The sequence below is a fragment of the Allobosea sp. NPDC055332 genome, assembly GCF_053645455.1.
On the sequence record NZ_JBSHMO010000001.1, the window covers coordinates 778,643 to 794,311 of the forward strand.

General features: G+C 67.1%; 17 protein-coding genes. 12 read left to right on the forward strand and 5 right to left on the reverse strand.

All coding sequences use genetic code 11. The features are described from left to right. Positions 1-59: 59 nt before the first annotated feature. From uvrC to ACWIGM_RS04025, 5 genes are all read left to right on the forward strand, one after another. Positions 60-2,168, forward strand: coding sequence for an excinuclease ABC subunit UvrC (uvrC, locus tag ACWIGM_RS04005; RefSeq protein WP_454024629.1), 2,109 nt, complete (start codon positions 60-62; stop codon positions 2,166-2,168). 68 nt (positions 2,169-2,236) lie between these two features. Continuing rightward, the gene (gene pgsA / locus ACWIGM_RS04010; RefSeq protein WP_454024630.1) at positions 2,237-2,848 is read left to right on the forward strand and encodes a CDP-diacylglycerol--glycerol-3-phosphate 3-phosphatidyltransferase; all 612 of its coding nucleotides are present in this window, start codon (positions 2,237-2,239) and stop codon (positions 2,846-2,848) included. Between the two features lie 26 nt (positions 2,849-2,874). Further along, entirely contained in the window at positions 2,875-3,126 is a 252-nt protein-coding gene (gene moaD / locus ACWIGM_RS04015) for a molybdopterin converting factor subunit 1 (protein WP_454025438.1), read from the forward strand. A 17-nt stretch (positions 3,127-3,143) separates the two neighbouring features. After that, on the forward strand, positions 3,144-3,608 hold the full coding sequence (locus ACWIGM_RS04020) for a molybdenum cofactor biosynthesis protein MoaE (RefSeq protein WP_454024631.1): 465 nt from the start codon (positions 3,144-3,146) through the stop codon (positions 3,606-3,608). Beyond that, positions 3,577-4,668 carry a DUF1176 domain-containing protein gene (locus ACWIGM_RS04025; protein ID WP_454024632.1) on the forward strand — a complete coding sequence of 364 codons (1,092 nt, stop codon included), beginning with the start codon at positions 3,577-3,579 and terminating at the stop codon, positions 4,666-4,668. Before ACWIGM_RS04020 ends, ACWIGM_RS04025 begins: the two co-directional genes overlap by 32 nt. Before the next feature lie 48 nt (positions 4,669-4,716). Here the strand turns inward: ACWIGM_RS04025 and ACWIGM_RS04030 are convergent, their stop codons facing one another. After that, complete coding sequence (locus ACWIGM_RS04030; protein WP_454024633.1) at positions 4,717-5,607, reverse strand: branched-chain amino acid aminotransferase; 891 nt, start codon at positions 5,605-5,607, stop codon at positions 4,717-4,719. A gap of 171 nt (positions 5,608-5,778) precedes the next feature. On the opposite strand from ACWIGM_RS04030, the gene ACWIGM_RS04035 reads away from it, so the two are divergent. The 3 genes from ACWIGM_RS04035 to ACWIGM_RS04045 all read left to right on the forward strand — a co-directional run bounded on the left by ACWIGM_RS04035 (position 5,779) and on the right by ACWIGM_RS04045 (position 8,623). Beyond that, positions 5,779-6,297, forward strand: coding sequence for a MarR family winged helix-turn-helix transcriptional regulator (locus tag ACWIGM_RS04035; RefSeq protein WP_454024634.1), 519 nt, complete (start codon positions 5,779-5,781; stop codon positions 6,295-6,297). A 146-nt stretch (positions 6,298-6,443) separates the two neighbouring features. Next, entirely contained in the window at positions 6,444-7,169 is a 726-nt protein-coding gene (locus ACWIGM_RS04040; protein ID WP_454024635.1) for a response regulator, read from the forward strand. A gap of 5 nt (positions 7,170-7,174) precedes the next feature. Next, positions 7,175-8,623, forward strand: a complete 1,449-nt coding sequence (locus tag ACWIGM_RS04045) for an ATP-binding protein (RefSeq protein WP_454024636.1) — start codon at positions 7,175-7,177, stop codon at positions 8,621-8,623. A gap of 87 nt (positions 8,624-8,710) precedes the next feature. Here the strand turns inward: ACWIGM_RS04045 and ACWIGM_RS04050 are convergent, their stop codons facing one another. Beyond that, positions 8,711-8,935 carry a DUF1127 domain-containing protein gene (locus tag ACWIGM_RS04050; protein WP_454024637.1) on the reverse strand — a complete coding sequence of 75 codons (225 nt, stop codon included), beginning with the start codon at positions 8,933-8,935 and terminating at the stop codon, positions 8,711-8,713. A 105-nt stretch (positions 8,936-9,040) separates the two neighbouring features. Between ACWIGM_RS04050 and gcvA the strand changes: the two genes are divergently transcribed. Both gcvA and ACWIGM_RS04060 read left to right on the forward strand, forming a co-directional pair. Further along, positions 9,041-9,964, forward strand: coding sequence for a transcriptional regulator GcvA (gene gcvA / locus ACWIGM_RS04055; protein WP_454024638.1), 924 nt, complete (start codon positions 9,041-9,043; stop codon positions 9,962-9,964). Between the two features lie 106 nt (positions 9,965-10,070). Beyond that, complete coding sequence (locus ACWIGM_RS04060; protein WP_454024639.1) at positions 10,071-10,751, forward strand: alpha/beta hydrolase; 681 nt, start codon at positions 10,071-10,073, stop codon at positions 10,749-10,751. 3 nt (positions 10,752-10,754) lie between these two features. Here the strand turns inward: ACWIGM_RS04060 and ACWIGM_RS04065 are convergent, their stop codons facing one another. Next, entirely contained in the window at positions 10,755-11,657 is a 903-nt protein-coding gene (locus tag ACWIGM_RS04065) for a LysR family transcriptional regulator (RefSeq protein ID WP_454024640.1), read from the reverse strand. 97 nt (positions 11,658-11,754) lie between these two features. Between ACWIGM_RS04065 and ACWIGM_RS04070 the strand changes: the two genes are divergently transcribed. Beyond that, positions 11,755-12,381 carry a glutathione S-transferase gene (locus ACWIGM_RS04070; RefSeq protein ID WP_454024641.1) on the forward strand — a complete coding sequence of 209 codons (627 nt, stop codon included), beginning with the start codon at positions 11,755-11,757 and terminating at the stop codon, positions 12,379-12,381. A gap of 5 nt (positions 12,382-12,386) precedes the next feature. After that, positions 12,387-13,298, forward strand: a complete 912-nt coding sequence (locus ACWIGM_RS04075) for a pyridoxamine 5'-phosphate oxidase family protein (RefSeq protein WP_454024642.1) — start codon at positions 12,387-12,389, stop codon at positions 13,296-13,298. A 9-nt stretch (positions 13,299-13,307) separates the two neighbouring features. Here the strand turns inward: ACWIGM_RS04075 and ACWIGM_RS04080 are convergent, their stop codons facing one another. After that, positions 13,308-13,667, reverse strand: coding sequence for a tRNA-binding protein (locus ACWIGM_RS04080; protein WP_454024643.1), 360 nt, complete (start codon positions 13,665-13,667; stop codon positions 13,308-13,310). Then, the gene (locus tag ACWIGM_RS04085) at positions 13,664-15,634 is read right to left on the reverse strand and encodes a methyl-accepting chemotaxis protein (RefSeq protein WP_454024644.1); all 1,971 of its coding nucleotides are present in this window, start codon (positions 15,632-15,634) and stop codon (positions 13,664-13,666) included. Before ACWIGM_RS04085 ends, ACWIGM_RS04080 begins: the two co-directional genes overlap by 4 nt. Positions 15,635-15,669: the final 35 nt, after the last annotated feature.

Sequence of the window (15,669 nt, forward strand, 5' to 3'; positions counted from 1 at the left end):
CAAAATCTTGGCCGCGCTCCTGACATGACGAAGTGCCTGCGGCATCCTACATGCAGGTCATGAATCGCGAACGCCAAGAGCCATCGGGCCAAGAGCTGCCGGACGAGGACTTCAAGGACGAGGAGGACATCCTTCCCGTGCTTGAGCCTGCCCTCGACCTCGGCGAGGCCGCGCCCAGCGCGCTCAAGGCCGGCATCGAGGTGATCGCCGACTTCGCAAAGCATTTGCCGAACCGGCCGGGCGTCTACCGGATGTTCGATCGCGCCGGCGAGGTGCTCTATGTCGGCAAGGCCAAGAGCCTGAAGAATCGGGTGACGGCCTATGCCCGCGGCATGGCCCATACCAATGCGGTGGCGCGCATGATCGCCGAGACGGCGAACATGGAGTTCGTCACCACCGGCACCGAGACCGAGGCGCTGCTGCTCGAATCGAACCTGATCAAGCAGCTGCGGCCGCGCTACAACGTGTTGCTGCGCGACGACAAATCCTTCCCCTACATCTTCCTCTCCGGCGACCACCCGGCGCCGCAGATCGCCAAGCACCGCGGCTCGCGCCAGCGCAAGGGCGATTATTTCGGCCCGTTCGCCTCGGTCTGGGCGGTGGAGCGCACCATCGACGCGCTGCAGAAGGCGTTTCTCCTCCGCTCCTGCTCGGACAGCTATTACGAGAACCGCACCCGGCCCTGCCTGCTCTTCCAGATCAAGCGCTGCTCCGGCCCCTGCACCGGCGAGATCTCGCACACCGACTATCAGGGCCTCGCCGACCAGGCGCGCGCCTTCCTCTCCGGCCGCTCATCGGCGGTGAAGCAACTCCTGTCTGAGCGCATGCAGGCGGCGGCCGAGGAGCTCGAATTCGAGAAGGCGGCGCGCTATCGCGACCGGCTGGCGGCGCTCTCGGCCGTGCAGGCCGGACAGGACATCAACACGCAAGGGGTCGAGGAGGCCGACGTCTTCGCCATCGACGAGCAGGCCGGGCAGTTCTGCGTCGAGATCTTCTTCTTCCGCAACAAGCAGAACTGGGGCAACCGCGCCCTCTTCCCGCGCGCCGACAAGAGCCTGACTCCGGCCGAGGTGCTGGCCTCGGTCGTCACCCAGTTCTACGACGACAAGCCACCGCCAAGGCTCGTCCTGCTTTCGCATGAACTGGCCGAGAATGACCTGATCGCGCAGGCCTTGTGCGAACGCGCCGGCCGCAAGGTCGAGCTGGCGACGCCCAAGCGCGGCGAGCGGCGCGACCTCGTCGCCCATGCGCAGAAGAACGCGCATGAGGCGCTCGCCCGCAAGCTCGCCGACAGCGCCGGCCAGCAGAGCCTGCTCAATGCGCTCGGCGCTGCCTTCGGCCTGGAGAAGGCGCCGCGCCGGGTCGAGGTCTACGACAACTCGCACATCATGGGCACCAACGCGGTCGGTGGCATGATCGTCGCCGGGCGGGACGGCTTCATGAAGAGCCATTACCGCACCTTCAACATCTCGGCCGACACCATCGCCGGCGACGATTTCGGCATGATGCGGGAGGTGCTGAAGCGGCGCTTCACGCGGCTGGCGAAGGAGAGTGGGGTAACGGCCGAAGCAGCCGAGCTGGCTCAGGCGGAGGCGACTGACCAACCCGATGCAGCTGTGGACGAAGTCGGGGGTCCGAGTCCCTCTCCCGCTACCCTCTCTTCTGAAGAGGCTACCGGGCAGGCGCCCGAATCGCCCGAAGACGACTCGGCCTTCCCCTCCCGCCCCGACCTCGTCATTGTCGACGGCGGCAAGGGCCAGTTCGAGGCAGCGCGGAAGATCATGGCCGAGTGCGGCGTGACCGACATCGCGCTCGTCGCCATCGCCAAGGGCGAGGATCGCAACGCGATGCGCGAGACCTTCTTCATGGTCGGCAAGGAGCCGTTCAAGCTGCCGCCGCGCGATCCGGCCCTGTTCTTCATCCAGCGCCTGCGCGACGAGGCCCATCGCTTTGCCATCGGCACGCACCGCGCCAAGCGCAAGCGCGACATCAAGACTAACCCGCTCGACGAGATTCCGGGCATCGGTCCCTCGCGCAAACGGGCGCTGCTGCTGCATTTCGGCACGGTGAAGGCGATCCAGCGCGCCAAGCTCGACGACCTGATGCGCACCCCCGGTGTCAACGCCGCGACGGCCAAGGCGGTGCATGCCCATTTCCATGAACATTGAAATCGAATGGCCGAGGTCACGCCCTTGCGTGTTGACGCTGTCATGAAGGCGCTGTTTTGGTGAGCGTCGTGACGAGTCTCAACGAAGCCATCCGCCGCCGGGGACCATGGTCCCTGCCCAACCTTCTCACCTATGGCCGGATCGTCGCGATTCCGGCGCTGGTGGCGCTGTTGTTCTGGCCCTGGGACGATTGGGCCCGCTGGACAGCACTGGCGATCTACGTCGTCGCCGCCGTCACCGACTATCTCGACGGCTGGCTCGCTCGCAGCTGGGGCCAGCAATCGGCGATCGGCCGGATGCTCGATCCGATCGCCGACAAGCTGCTGGTTTGCGCCCTCCTGCTGATGCTCGTCCATACCGAGACGATCAAGGGCTGGGCGATCTGGGCGGCGATCGTCATCCTCTGCCGCGAGATCCTGGTCTCGGGCCTGCGTGAATTCCTGGCCGAGCTCAAGGTCAGCGTCCCCGTCAGCAAGGTCGCGAAATACAAGACCACGGCGCAATTGTTCGCGCTCGGCTTCCTCGTCGCCGGCCCCGCCGGTGACAAGGTCCTGCCGCACAATACCCAGATCGGGATCGCGATGCTGTGGATCGCGGCGCTGCTGACGATCTATACCGGCTGGGACTATCTGAACTCCGGCATCCGCCATCTCGTCGAGGAGGACGAGCGCGCCGTATGACCATCGCCACCACCGAGCCCGCCAGCCTGCGGCTGGTCTATTTCGCCTGGGTACGCGAACGCATCGGCCTCACTGACGAGACCGTGACGCCGCCGTCAGGCACCGCGACCATCGCTGATCTCGTGCGCTGGCTGAAGACGCGTGGCGAAGGCTATGAGCTCGCTTTCGAGAACGAGGCGATCGTGCGCGCCGCCATCGACCAGACCCATGCCAAGCCGGCAACCGCGATCGCCGGGGCGCGCGAGATTGCCTTCTTCCCGCCGATGACCGGCGGCTGAGAGACGAGGCCAAGGCCATGACGCCGCTCGTCCGTATCCAGCGCGAGGATTTCGACATCGGCGCCGAGATCGCGGCGCTGACCGCCGGTAATCCGAACATCGGCGCCGTCGTCTCCTTCGCCGGGCTCTGCCGCGACGAGAGCGGTCGCCTCGCCGCGCTCGAGCTCGAACACTATCCCGGCATGGCCGAGGCCGAGATCGCCCGCGTCGCCGGCGAGGCTGCCGAGCGTTGGCCACTCTTCGGCCTTCTCGCCATCCACCGCTTCGGGCTAATCAAGCCGGGCGAGCAGATCGTGCTGGTGATCGCCGCGTCGAGCCATCGGCGCGAAGCCTTCGAGGCCGCCGATTTCCTGATGGACTATCTCAAGACCCGCGCCCCGTTCTGGAAGCGCGAGCATCTCGCCGACGGCACGCTCGGCGGCTGGGTCGAAGCCAAGGCGGATGACGACGATGCGGCACAACGCTGGGAACAGGTTTCCTGAGAGGCTGAAATCGCTCCTGCTCGGGGCGGGTCTCCTCACCCTGCCGAGCCTCGCGCTCGCGGCCGGGCCGGAACCGAAGGGCTTCCGCGACTGGATGGCGGGCTGCAGCAACACCTGGAGCTGCACGGCGCTGTCCGTACCGTCCGAGGGTGCCGACCCCACCGCCTATCTGCGACTTGAGCGCCCGGCCGGGCCGGACGGCGCGGTCACGCTGGTCCTGCGACTGCGCGGCGACTGGAAGAAGCCGCCGCTGGCAGTCCAGCTCAAGCTGGATGGCGCCGCCTTCCCGGCCGGCGGCAAAGCCATGCCGGTCACGGCCGACAGCGACCTCGCTTCGGCGACCTTCCAGCCAGCGGAGATCACCGCCTTCATCGAGGCGGCGCGCAAGGCGACGAAACTGCAGGTCACGGCGCCCGGCCTGTCGGCCGAGGTCTCGCTCTCCGGCGCGGTCGCAGCGCTGCTCTGGATCGACGAGCAGCAGGGCCGGCTCAACACCACCTCCGCCTTGATCCGGAAAGGCAGCGCAACGAACATCCCGCCTGCCCCGGCTGCGCCGGTGATCATGGCAATGCCGGCGAGCGGCTCCCTCTCCGAGAAGGATGGCAAGGCCCTCGCCGCCGCGCTGCGCAAGCAGATCGCGCAGCGCGATCCCGACCAGTGCGAGGATGGCGAGATGACGACGAAGCTCGACACGGCCTGGCGGCTCGACAACCGGCGCAGCCTGGTCTCGCTCACCTGCTCGCTCGGCGCCTACAACGCCTCCAACGCCTTCTGGATCGTCGAGAACGGGGCCGTCGCCGCTGCCAGGCCCGTCAATTTCGAGCGGAACGAGGAGAGCGAGAAGAACGTGCTGGTCAATGGCGAGTTCGATCCCAGGACCGGCCGTCTCGATTACTTCGCCAAGGGGCGCGGCATCGGCGATTGCGGCGCCGCCGGCGGCTATGCCTGGATCGGCACCGGCTTTGCTCTGACCGGTTTCAGCATGATGGGCGAATGCCGCGGCATCGGCTCCGACGACTGGATCACGCTGTTCCGCAGCGAAGTGAAGACCGCAAAATGAAAATCCCGGGCAGCGGGCTGCCCGGGACGGATTGTCTGTGCCGGCTGTTCAGGCCGCGGCCTTGGACTTCTGCCGGACCTCGTCCGAATAGTCCTCCATGATCACCTTGCCCATATTGCCGGTGACGAACTTGTAAGGACCGATCTCCGAGACCAGCGTCACCTCGGCGGCCGAGCCGGTGATGAAGCACTCGTTGAAGCCCTCGAGCTCCTCCGGGCGGATGCGGCGCTCGACCACCTCGAAGCCGCGCTTCCGGCAGAGATCGACCACCGACTGGCGGGTGATGCCGTTCAGGAAGCGGTCGGCCAGCGGGGTGTGGACCACCCCGTCCTTGATGAAGAAGATGTTGGCGCCGGTGCATTCGGCGACATTGCCTTCCCAGTCGAGCATCATCGCATCGGCATAGCCGGCGCGCTCCGCCTTGTGCTTGGACAGCGAGCAGATCATGTAGAGCCCCGCCGCCTTGGCGTGGACCGGCGCGCAGGCCGGATCCGGCCGCCGATACTCGGCGAGGTCGAGGCGCACGCCCTTCAGCTTCTGCGCCATGTCGAACATGCTCGGCCACTCCCACACCGCGATCGCAGTGTGGATGGTGTTGTTCATGCCCGAGACGGCCATCATCTCCGAGCCGCGCCAGGCGACCGGACGCAGGTAGGCGTCCTTCAGGCCGTTCTCCTTCAGGCAGAGATACTTGGCGGCATCGATCTCGGCGACCGAATACGGGATCGTGAAATCCATGATCTCGGCCGACTTGTGGAAGCGCTGCGAATGCTCGGTGCACTTGTAGATCACGCCGTCATAGGAGCGTTCGCCCTCGAAGACGCAGGAACCATAGTGCAGGCCATGGGTGAGTACGTGCACCTTGGCCTCCTTCCACGGCACGAGCTTGCCGTCGAACCAGATGACGCCGTCGCGCTGGTCGAAAGGAATGACAGACATGATACAGTCCTCCAGGTGCTTTTCTTGCAGGCACTCCGCCACAGGCCGAAAGGGCGTGCAAGCGCGGTATCTATGCTGCGCCGGAACCGGCACTTGCGACATAATCGGTCGCCCCGCGTGCTTGACCGGTAATCTTACGTCTGAGATATGTCAACAAGGCTGACATAAAAAATGAGCGTGACGGTGAGCACACCTGTATTGCATCCAGCGCCTGCCACCGTGGAGGAGCCGCGCGCCACGGTGCCCTACGAGCTGATCGAGCTCTTCTTCTTCGCCTATCGCGACTTCGTCGGCGACCCCGACCGCATCCTCGCCGATTACGGCTTCGGCCGCGCCCACCACCGCGTGCTGCATTTCGTCCAGCGCCAGCCGGGGCTGACCATCGCCGAATTGCTCGACATCCTGCAGATCACCAAGCAGAGCCTCAACCGCGTGCTGAAGGAACTGGTCGAGACCGGCTTCGTCGAGTCGCGCACCGGCACGCAGGACAAGCGCCAGCGCAATCTCTACGCCACCACCGCCGGCCGTGAGCTCGCCGTCAGGCTGGCGCAATTGCAGGCCAAGCGCATCAACGGCGCGCTCGCCTTGGTCGGGCCCGAGGCGGGCGAGATCGTCGCTCGCTACCTCGCAGGCCTGATCGACCCGTCCGAGCGCAAGAAGGTGCAGGACCTGCTCGCCGGATCGCGCTGAGGCGCAACGCCACCGAAAGCGTTGCAGAACGTTAGACAATGTTATCTCAGACTTGGCCGAGCCCGGGCCAGCACCCGAATTGGCTGTGCTATCCTGCGCGAGGAAGCGGTGCGTTCAGCCGCGCCCACGGCGAAAAAGGAGCCGAGATGGCGGCCAGCGTGCTCAAGCCAGTGCCCGACGAGGCCCCGCATATCCTGGTGGTCGATGACGACCGCCGCCTGCGCGACCTCCTGGCGCGCTTCCTCGGCGACCATGGTTACCGCGTCACCACCGCCGCCAATGCCGCCGATGCCGATGCCCGCCTCGGCCGTCTCGTCTTCGACGCCATGGTGCTCGACGTGATGATGCCGGGCGAGAACGGCTTCGACTTCGCCCGCCGCCTGCGCCAGAATTCGCAGGTGCCGATCCTGATGCTGACTGCCCGCGCCGAGTCGAACGACCGCATCAACGGCCTGGAGATCGGCGTCGACGACTATCTCGCCAAGCCGTTCGAGCCGCGTGAACTGCTCCTGCGCCTCGGCAACGTCCTGAAGCGCAATGCCCAGCCGGAGGCGCCCGCGGCACCGATGCGGCCGGATTATGTCCGCTTCGGCCCCTTCGTCTACGGCCTCGCCCGCGGCGAATTGCGCCAGGGCGAGGAATCGATCCGCCTGACCGAGCGCGAGCGCGAGATCCTGACCGCTCTGGCCGAGCGCGCCGGCGAGCATGTCCCGCGCGAGCAGCTCGCCGCCCAGGGCTCGGCCGCCAACGACCGCACCATCGACGTGCAGATCAACCGTTTGCGCCGCAAGATCGAGCGCGATCCGGCCGACCCGCTCTATCTCCAGACTGTCCGCGGCATCGGCTACCGCCTTGTCGTCGACAGGGCCTGACCGGCATGGCTGACGCTTCGCTCAGGCGTCGTCTGGTCCCGCTCGCCGCGAGGACGCTGACGAGGCTGCGTATCGCCTGGAACCGAAGCGCCGCAGCCCTCTCGGCCGTATGCAGCCCGCTGCGACGCCTGCCGGACCGGTCGCTGCGCCCGATCGCGCGGATCATGCCCAAGGGGCTCTATCCGCGCGCCCTCGTCATCGTCATCGCACCGGTCGTGCTGCTGCAATCGGTCATCGCCTATGTCTTCATGGAGCGGCACTGGCAGACGGTGACGCAGCGGCTCTCCTCGGCGGTCTCCTCCGAGATCGCGACGCTGATCGACGTCTATGAGAGCTACCCGCAGGACGACCAGGCGACCATCCTCGGCCGCATCGCCGAGGAGCGGCTCGGCATGGATGTCGAGATCCTGCCCGATACCGATCTGCCTGCGCCCGGCCCCCGCCCCTTCTTCTCGCTGCTCGACAGCGCGCTCTCGGCCGAGCTCGCCCAGCAGGTCAAGCGCCCCTTCTGGCTCGATACGGTCGGCCGCTCCAGCCTGATCGAGATCCGCATCAAGCTCGGCAAGGATGTGATGCGGGTGCTGACCCGGCGCAGCCAGGCCTATGCCTCGAACAGTCACATCTTCCTGCTCTGGATGATCGGCACCTCGCTGATCCTGCTGACCATCGCAGTGCTGTTCCTGCGCAACCAGATCAGGCCGATCCTGCGCCTCGCCGATGCCGCCGAAGCCTTCGGCAAGGGCCGCGACGCTGATTTCCGGCCGCGTGGCGCAAGCGAGGTCCGCCGTGCCGGCAACGCCTTCATCGAGATGAAGCGCCGTGTCGAGCGCTCGATCGGCGAGCGCACGATGATGCTGAATGGCGTCAGCCACGACCTGCGCACCATCCTGACCCGCTTCAAGCTCTCTCTTGCCCTTCTCGAAAAGTCGCCCGATCTCGAGGCGCTCGAGAAGGACGTCGACGAGATGAGCCGCATGCTCGAGGACTATCTCGCTTTCGCCCGCGGCGATGCCGGCGAGGCCCCGGTCGAGACCGATATCCGCGCTCTGCTGGAGACACTCAAGGCCGATGCCGAACGGCAGGGCCACCAGACCGAACTCGCCGTCATCGGCGACCCGCTGGTCGTGGTCAGGCCGGACGCGATCCGGCGCCTGCTCACCAATCTGGTCTCGAATGCCGCGCGCTTCGGCGACCGCATCGCCATCCGCGCCACGCATGACGCACGCTATCTGATCGTCATGGTCGACGATGACGGCCCGGGCATTCCGGCGGAACTGCGCGAGGACGTGTTCAAGCCGTTCTTCCGGATCGACGAAGCCCGCAATGTCGATGGCGGCGGCACGGGCCTCGGCCTCGCCATCGCCCGCAACATCGCCCGCTCGCATGGCGGCGACATCATCCTCGGCGAGTCGCCGCTGGGCGGCCTGCGGGCGACGGTCAGGCTACCGGTCTGACCGGGCCTGCGCCCTTCAGCACACGCCAATATCCCGGCCGCAGCATCGCGACCGGGACGGCATGACGGAAATCGAAAGCCGAGGGATTCAGTGCCGCCACAGGGCCTTGCGGGCGGTGTCGTTCACGCGCTCGACGTCGCTGCGCGACAGGGCGATGTCGGAGAGCGCCTGGTCGTCCATCTGGTAGAGCGCCCGGGCGCTTGCCCGCTGCACGAGCCAATCCTCGAAGCGAAGAAACAGGCCGGCAAATCCATGCGGCTCATGCGGCGTCACGGAGAGCGAAAGATTTTCTGTGGCGGTCCTGGCCGACATGGCGGCCTCCTTTGGTCAACTTTTCTGCATGTGAATTTGGGGATTGCGGGCTCCTGAAGCAAATGAGAACTTCTTTGCCTCAGCCCAAGCAAAACTTGGCCACTCATGACCCGCCGCCACTTGCCGCCCCTGACCTCGCTGCGCGCCTTCGAGGCCGCCTCACGACATCTCAACTACGAACGGGCGGGCGACGAACTCGCCGTCACCGCCAGCGCCGTCGGCCAGCAGATCAAGACGCTGGAAGCCTGGCTCCAGCGCCCGCTCTTCATTCGCCTGCCGAGCAAGGGCGTTGCGTTGACGCCCCTCGGCCAGCGCTATGCCGCCTCGATCTCGCAAGTGCTCGACCAGCTCGACGAGGCCACCGCCCGGGCGCTGCGGCCGGACGCGGCCAATATCCTGACGGTCAGCACCATGCCGAGCTTCGCGCTGAGCTGGCTGATCCCGCGCCTCGGCGTGCTCAAGCAGCGCCACCCCGAGCTCGAGGTACGCGTCTCGGTGTCGCTGCATCTCACCGATTTCGCGCGCGAGGATGTCGACATCGCCGTCCGCTATGGCGAGGGCGCCTATACCGGCCTGCATTCCGAGCTGCTGATGACGGAGACCTTCTTCCCCGTCTGCAATGCGGCACTGCTCAACGATCCCGAGCGGCCACTGCGCGAGCCGTCCGATCTGCGCCATCATACCTTGTTGCACGAGCTCGCCGAGGGCATCCCGAAATACGTGACCTGGCCGCAATGGCTCGCTTTTGCCGGCGCCGGCGACATCGACGCGACGCACGGCCCACGCTTCTCGCACACCTTCCTCGCCTTGCAGGCCGCGGCCTCGGGTCAGGGCATCGCACTCGCGACCAGCGCCCTGATCGGCGACTATCTCGACGCCGGCCGCCTGGTGCGCCCCTTCCCGCAGCAACTGCCCGGCGCCTACCAATACTATGTCGTCTGCCCCGAAGCCGTAGCGCAGCGGCCAGCGATCGCAGCCTTCCGCAGCTGGATCCACGAAGAGGCGGCCGAGCACGCGAAACTTCGCTGACTCCCGAGCGCCTGCTCCAAATGGGCTGGCGCGCTGGCGCGAGATTTTTCATGATGGATCGGGGATGCGGCCCGGCCGGGGCAAGGGGGAGCAGATGATCGCGACGATGAGACGGCTTTTGCTTGCGGTGCCATTGGCACTGTCGCCCTGCTTCGCAGCAGCGGAAGAGGTGATCGATCTCGGCGGCTTCTTCGGCGGCGGCAAGGCGCTGCTCAACAAGCCCGCCGGCAAGGCGAAGGCCGGGGTCGTGCTGCTCACCGGCGGCGACGGCTATATCGGCATCGGCAGCGACGGCAGCGTCGAGCGCAGCGCCAACTGGATCGTCCGCACCCGCGGCGCCTACGCCAGAAGCGGCATCGCCAGCATCACGCTCGACGGCGGCGCAGAGCCGACCAAGGCGATCGAGCTGATGCGCACCATCGCGCCGCGCGTCGTCGTCGTCGCGATGAGCCGCGGAGCGCTGAAAGTTCCCGGCACGCTTTCGGCCCGGCCAGACGGCATCGTCTTCGCCTCGGCCATGCTCGACGGCGCCAAGCCCTCGCTGGGCGATCCCGCCAGCCTGCCGCCGATGCTGATCATCCAGCATCGCCAGGACAGCTGCCGCGTGACGCTGCCGGATTCGGCCGTCGCCTTCCAGCAATGGACCGGCAATCGCGCCCGCCTGCTCTGGATCGACGGCGGCACCTCGTCCGGCGACCCCTGCCAGGCCCGCGCCTATCACGGCTTCATCGGCCGCGAGAGCGCCGTCGTCTCGGCGATCACCGGCTTCGTCGGTTCGTTGCGCTGACCTTCAGCGCTCCGGCCTGATCACCGGCAGCTGCTGCAACTGCGCAGCGGCATAATCGAGGAAGGCACGCACCTTCGGCTGCAGGTGCTGCCCGCTCGGCACGACGAGCTGCACCGGCGATGCCGGCGGCTCCCATTCGCGCATGACCCGCACCAATGTGCCGACCTCGAGATCCGGCGCGGCCTGGTAGGACAGTGCACGCGCGAGACCGCGGCCGGAGCGCGTCGCGATCAGCACCGACTCGATCTCGTTGACGATCAGGCGCGGCGTGACCTGAACGGTCGCGCTCCGCGCCCCTCCGGCGAACCGCCAGAGCATGCTCTGGCCGGCGGCGATGCTGACGATGGTGTCGTGGCCGGCAAGATCGGCCGGCCGGACAGGTGTTCCCCGGCGCTCCAGATAGGCCGGAGCGGCAACCAGCACGCGCCTGACCTCGCCGACCTTGCGGGCGACCAGCCGCGAGCTCGGCAGCGGGCCGATGCGGACCGCAAGGTGCAGGCCTTCCTCGATCAGGTCGAGATTGCGGTCGGCCAGCACCAGCTCGATCTGGATCTCGGGATGCAGGTCGAGGAACTCCGCCACCACCGGCGTGACATGGCGACGGCCGAAGGCCGTCGGCGCCGTGATCCGGATCAGGCCGCGCATCGGCGCCGCGGTCACGCCGGAGAGCGACGCATCATATTCGGCGAGGATGTTGCGGGCCGAGGCTACGAGCTCCCGCCCCGCCTCGGTCGCCATCAATTGGCGCGTGGTGCGCGCGATCAGCCTGACGCCGGCACGCTCCTCCAGCGCCGCAAGAGCTCGCGTCACGGCCGGGCGCGAGCGCCTGAGCTGGCGTGCCGCGCCGGCCAGGCTGCCGGTGTCGATGATCGCGACGAAGATGGCGAGCTCGTCGAGCCGGTCCATGATCATTCCATCGTTCGGAATTCTGATTTGCCAGGCTATCAGCTTTCGTTGCTTACCTGAAACAATCAGAGTGGGCTGGCACCACCGCGAGGCCCTGATGACCCAAGCCAAGATCACGCTCCACGGCACCGTCCTCTCGGGCCATACCCACCGCGTCGAATTGCTGCTGCGCGCGCTCGGGCTCGCCTTCGATTTCGTTCCTGCCCCAGCGGATGTGCGCCGCAGCGAGGCGTTCCGGACCAATCTCAACTCGCTCGGCCAGATCCCGGTGCTGCAGGACGGCGATCTCACCTTGGCGGACAGCAACGCGATCATGGTCTATCTGGTGAAGCGCTACGCGCCGCAGAGCGACTGGCTGCCGCAGGAGCCGGTCGCGGCGGCGCAGGTGCAGCGTTGGCTCTCTATCGCCGCCGGCGAAGTCATGCACGGCCCGGCGATCGCCCGGATGATCGCGCAGTTCAACTACGAAGACGATCCGGTGAGGGCAGAGCGGGTCGCGGCCCGGCTGCTTCCCTTCATGGAAGAGCATCTCACCGGCCGCAGCTTTCTCGCCGCCGAGCACCCGACGCTCGCCGACCTCGCCTGCTACTCCTATGTGGCGCACGCGCCGGAGGGCGGCATCCCGCTCGATCCCTACCCGGCCGTGCGGGCATGGCTGGCGCGCATCGAGGCCCTGCCCTTCTTCAAGGCGATCCCGCCCTCACCCATCCCTGTGAAAGGCTAGCGGCCATGGACGCCTCGCCCTTCCATGAAGGCGAGCTGGAGGCGCAGGAGCGCGCGGGCGAGAGCACGCGCGGCGCCGGCATCCGCGACTTCATGCCGGACCAGCACCGCGATTTCTTCGCGCTGCTGCCCTATCTGTTCGCCGCCGGTCGCGATGCGCAGGGCAAGCCGATCGCGACGATCCTCACCGGCCCGGACGGCTTCGTCACCAGCCCGACGCCGAACGCGCTCGCGATCGCCGCCCTGCCCGCTCCAGGTGATCCGGCAGATGCCGCACTGGGTGCGGGCGCGCCGGTCGGCCTGCTCGGGCTCGATCTGCGCACCCGAAGGCGCAATCGCGCCAACGGATTCGTGAGCGAGCGCGACGGGACCGGGCTGGAGGTCGCGGTGAGCCAGAGCTTCGGCAACTGCGCCAAATACATCCAGGTCAGGGAGCACGAAGCCGTGCCTGCCGCCAGGGCTGCGACCGAAGAACTCGGTGGCCTCGACACGGCAGCGAGTGCCCTGATCGCGCAGTCGGACACGCTCTTCATCGCCAGCAGCTCGGAAACCGGGCTCGACATGTCGCATCGCGGCGGCAGGCCAGGCTTCGTCCGGATCGCGGGCGGGCGGCTGAGCGTGCCGGACTTCGCCGGCAACAGCTATTTCAACACCTTCGGCAACCTGCTGCGCGAGCCGGAAACATCCCTGCTTTTCGTCGACTTCGCCAGAGGCGACGTACTGCAGCTGCAGGGCATTGCGGAGATCATCTGGAACGGGCCGGAACTCGTTGAGTTCGAGGGCGCCCGGCGCCTCCTGCACGTCGAGGTGGCGCGCGCCTGGCGGCGCAAAGCGGCACTGCCCTTGCGCTGGAGCGAGCCGGAACCGGCGCCGACCACGCTCGCGACGGGGAACTGGCGGCAAGGCCATGCCGCCTGACATGCAGGTTCAGTAGAGGCGCCCACCCTTGGGGACGTCGAGCGAGGGGCCGATCAGCACGACCTCGCCGCCGGCATCCGGCACGCCCAAGGTCAGCACTTCCGACATGAACTTGCCGATCTGGCGCGGCGGAAAATTCACCACCGCCAGCACCTGCCGGCCCGGGAGATCCTCGGGCCGATAGTGCTTGGTGATCTGCGCCGATGATTTCTTGCGGCCGATCGTGCCGCCGAAATCGATCACCAGCTTGATCGCCGGCTTGCGCGCTTCGGGGAAGGGAGCGGCTTCGACGATGGTGCCGACGCGAATGTCGAGCTTGAGGAAATCATCGAAGCCGATCTGCGCAGCGATCTCGGTAGGCGTGCTCAAAATTCCTCCCAGCCGCGATCGCCGCCATTGGCGACCTTGCGCGCGGCACTGCCATGGTTCGAGGCAGGCGCGGCCGCCATGGCGCGCGCCGGGCGCGGCGGAGCCGCCGCAACCTGCGCCATCTTGCCCGCCATCGTCTTCAAGGCAACCACGTCGCCGCCGAGCCGGAAGCGCCCGACCAGCGCCGCCAGCCGATCGGCCTCTTGCGCCAGGGCCTGCGAGGCGGCGGTCGACTGCTCGGCCATGGCGGCGTTCTGTTGCGTCGCCTGGTCCATCTCGTTGACCGCGGTGTTGACCTCCTGCAGCCCGGTCGCCTGCTCCTGCGCCGCCGAGGCGATCTCGGCGACCAGCGAGGTGGCACGGGTGATCTCGCCCGACATCCGCTCCAGCGCCGTTCCGGTCTGGCCGACCAGCGCGACACCCTTCTCGACCTCGACGCTGGAAGCGGTGATCAGGCCCTTGATCTCCTTGGCCGCATCCGCCGAGCGCTGCGCCAGCGCACGCACCTCGGAAGCGACCACGGCAAAGCCCTTGCCGGCATCGCCGGCGCGGGCCGCCTCGACCGAGGCGTTGAGCGCCAGCAGATTGGTCTGGAAGGCGATCTCGTCGATCACGCCGACGATCTGCGAGATCTCGTCAGAGGATTTCTCGATGCCGCTCATGGCGGCGACGGCCTCGCGCACGATCTGGCCGGACTGCTCGGCCTCGCCCTTGACCTGGGTGGTGGCGTGGCTGGCCTGGCGCGCGCCCTCGGCGGTCTGGCGCACGGTCGCGGTCAACTGGTCGAGCGCGGTCGCGGTCTCCTCGACCGACGAGGCTTGCTGCTCGGTGCGGCTGGCAAGATCGTCGGCCGCCTGGCTGATCTCGCCGGCACCCGCCTTCATGCTCTCCGTGTTCGTCGCGATCTGACGCATCGTCTCTTCGAGATGCGCCATCGCCGCGTTGAAGTCGTTCTTGAGCTTGACGTATTCGGCGCTGAACGCCGCCTCGATCCGGTAGGTCAGATCACCCTCGGTCAGGCGCTCCAGGCCGGCGCCGAGCGCGTCGACGACGATCGCCTGCTTCTTCGCCTCGTCGCTGCGCTGGGCCTCGTTGAGGCTGCGCTGCGTGTCGGCGGCGCGGCGCTGCTCGCCGGCATCGGCCTCGGCCTGGACCTTCTCGGCCTCGACCTGTTGCTTCATCAGCGCTGCATCGCGGAAGACGACAAGCGCGCGTGCCATGCTGCCGACCTCGTCCTGGCGCTCCTGATAGGCGATCGGCGCCTTGAGATCGCCGGCGGCGAGCGTGCTCATATTGCCGGAGACGGTGTGCAGCATCGCCGAGGCGCGGCGGCTCAGGAAGACGACGAGCCCGAGCAGCAGCAGCGTCAGCGGCACAAGCACGACCGCGACATCCTTGACCATGCCGTAGAACGCCACGTCGACGGCATGGACATGCATGCCCGTGCCGATCGCCCACTGCCATTTCGGCACGCCGGCCACATAGGAGATCTTCAGCGACGGATCCTTGTCGCCGGCCTTCACCCACATATAGTCGGCAAAGCCAGCGCCCTTGTTCCGCGCCGTATCGGTCAACTCCTTGACGAAGAGCTTGCCGGTCGGATCCTTGAGCGCCGACATGTCAGTGCCGACGAGCTTCGAATTGGCATGGGCGATGTTCGTGCCGTCATAGCGGATCACGAAGAAGTAATTGCCATCGTCGAAGCGGGCATTGGCGATCGCATCGAGCGCCAGCTTCTGGGCGTCGGCATCCTTGAGCTCGCCCTTCTCCACCTTCGCCACATAGGCGTTCACCGTGGAGGCGGCGGCCTCGACCGCATTCTTCACCTCGGCCCGCTTCAGATCGAGCAGATCGATCCGGGCCTGGTTGAGTGTGACAGCAACGCTCGCAATCGTGACCACAGCGGCCAGGACGGCAACCAGCCCAAATGAACGGCTGATCGACAGCCCGGTAAGCTTCTTCAGCATCGACATGGTCGCCCCTTGCGAACGTGATTCTTCAC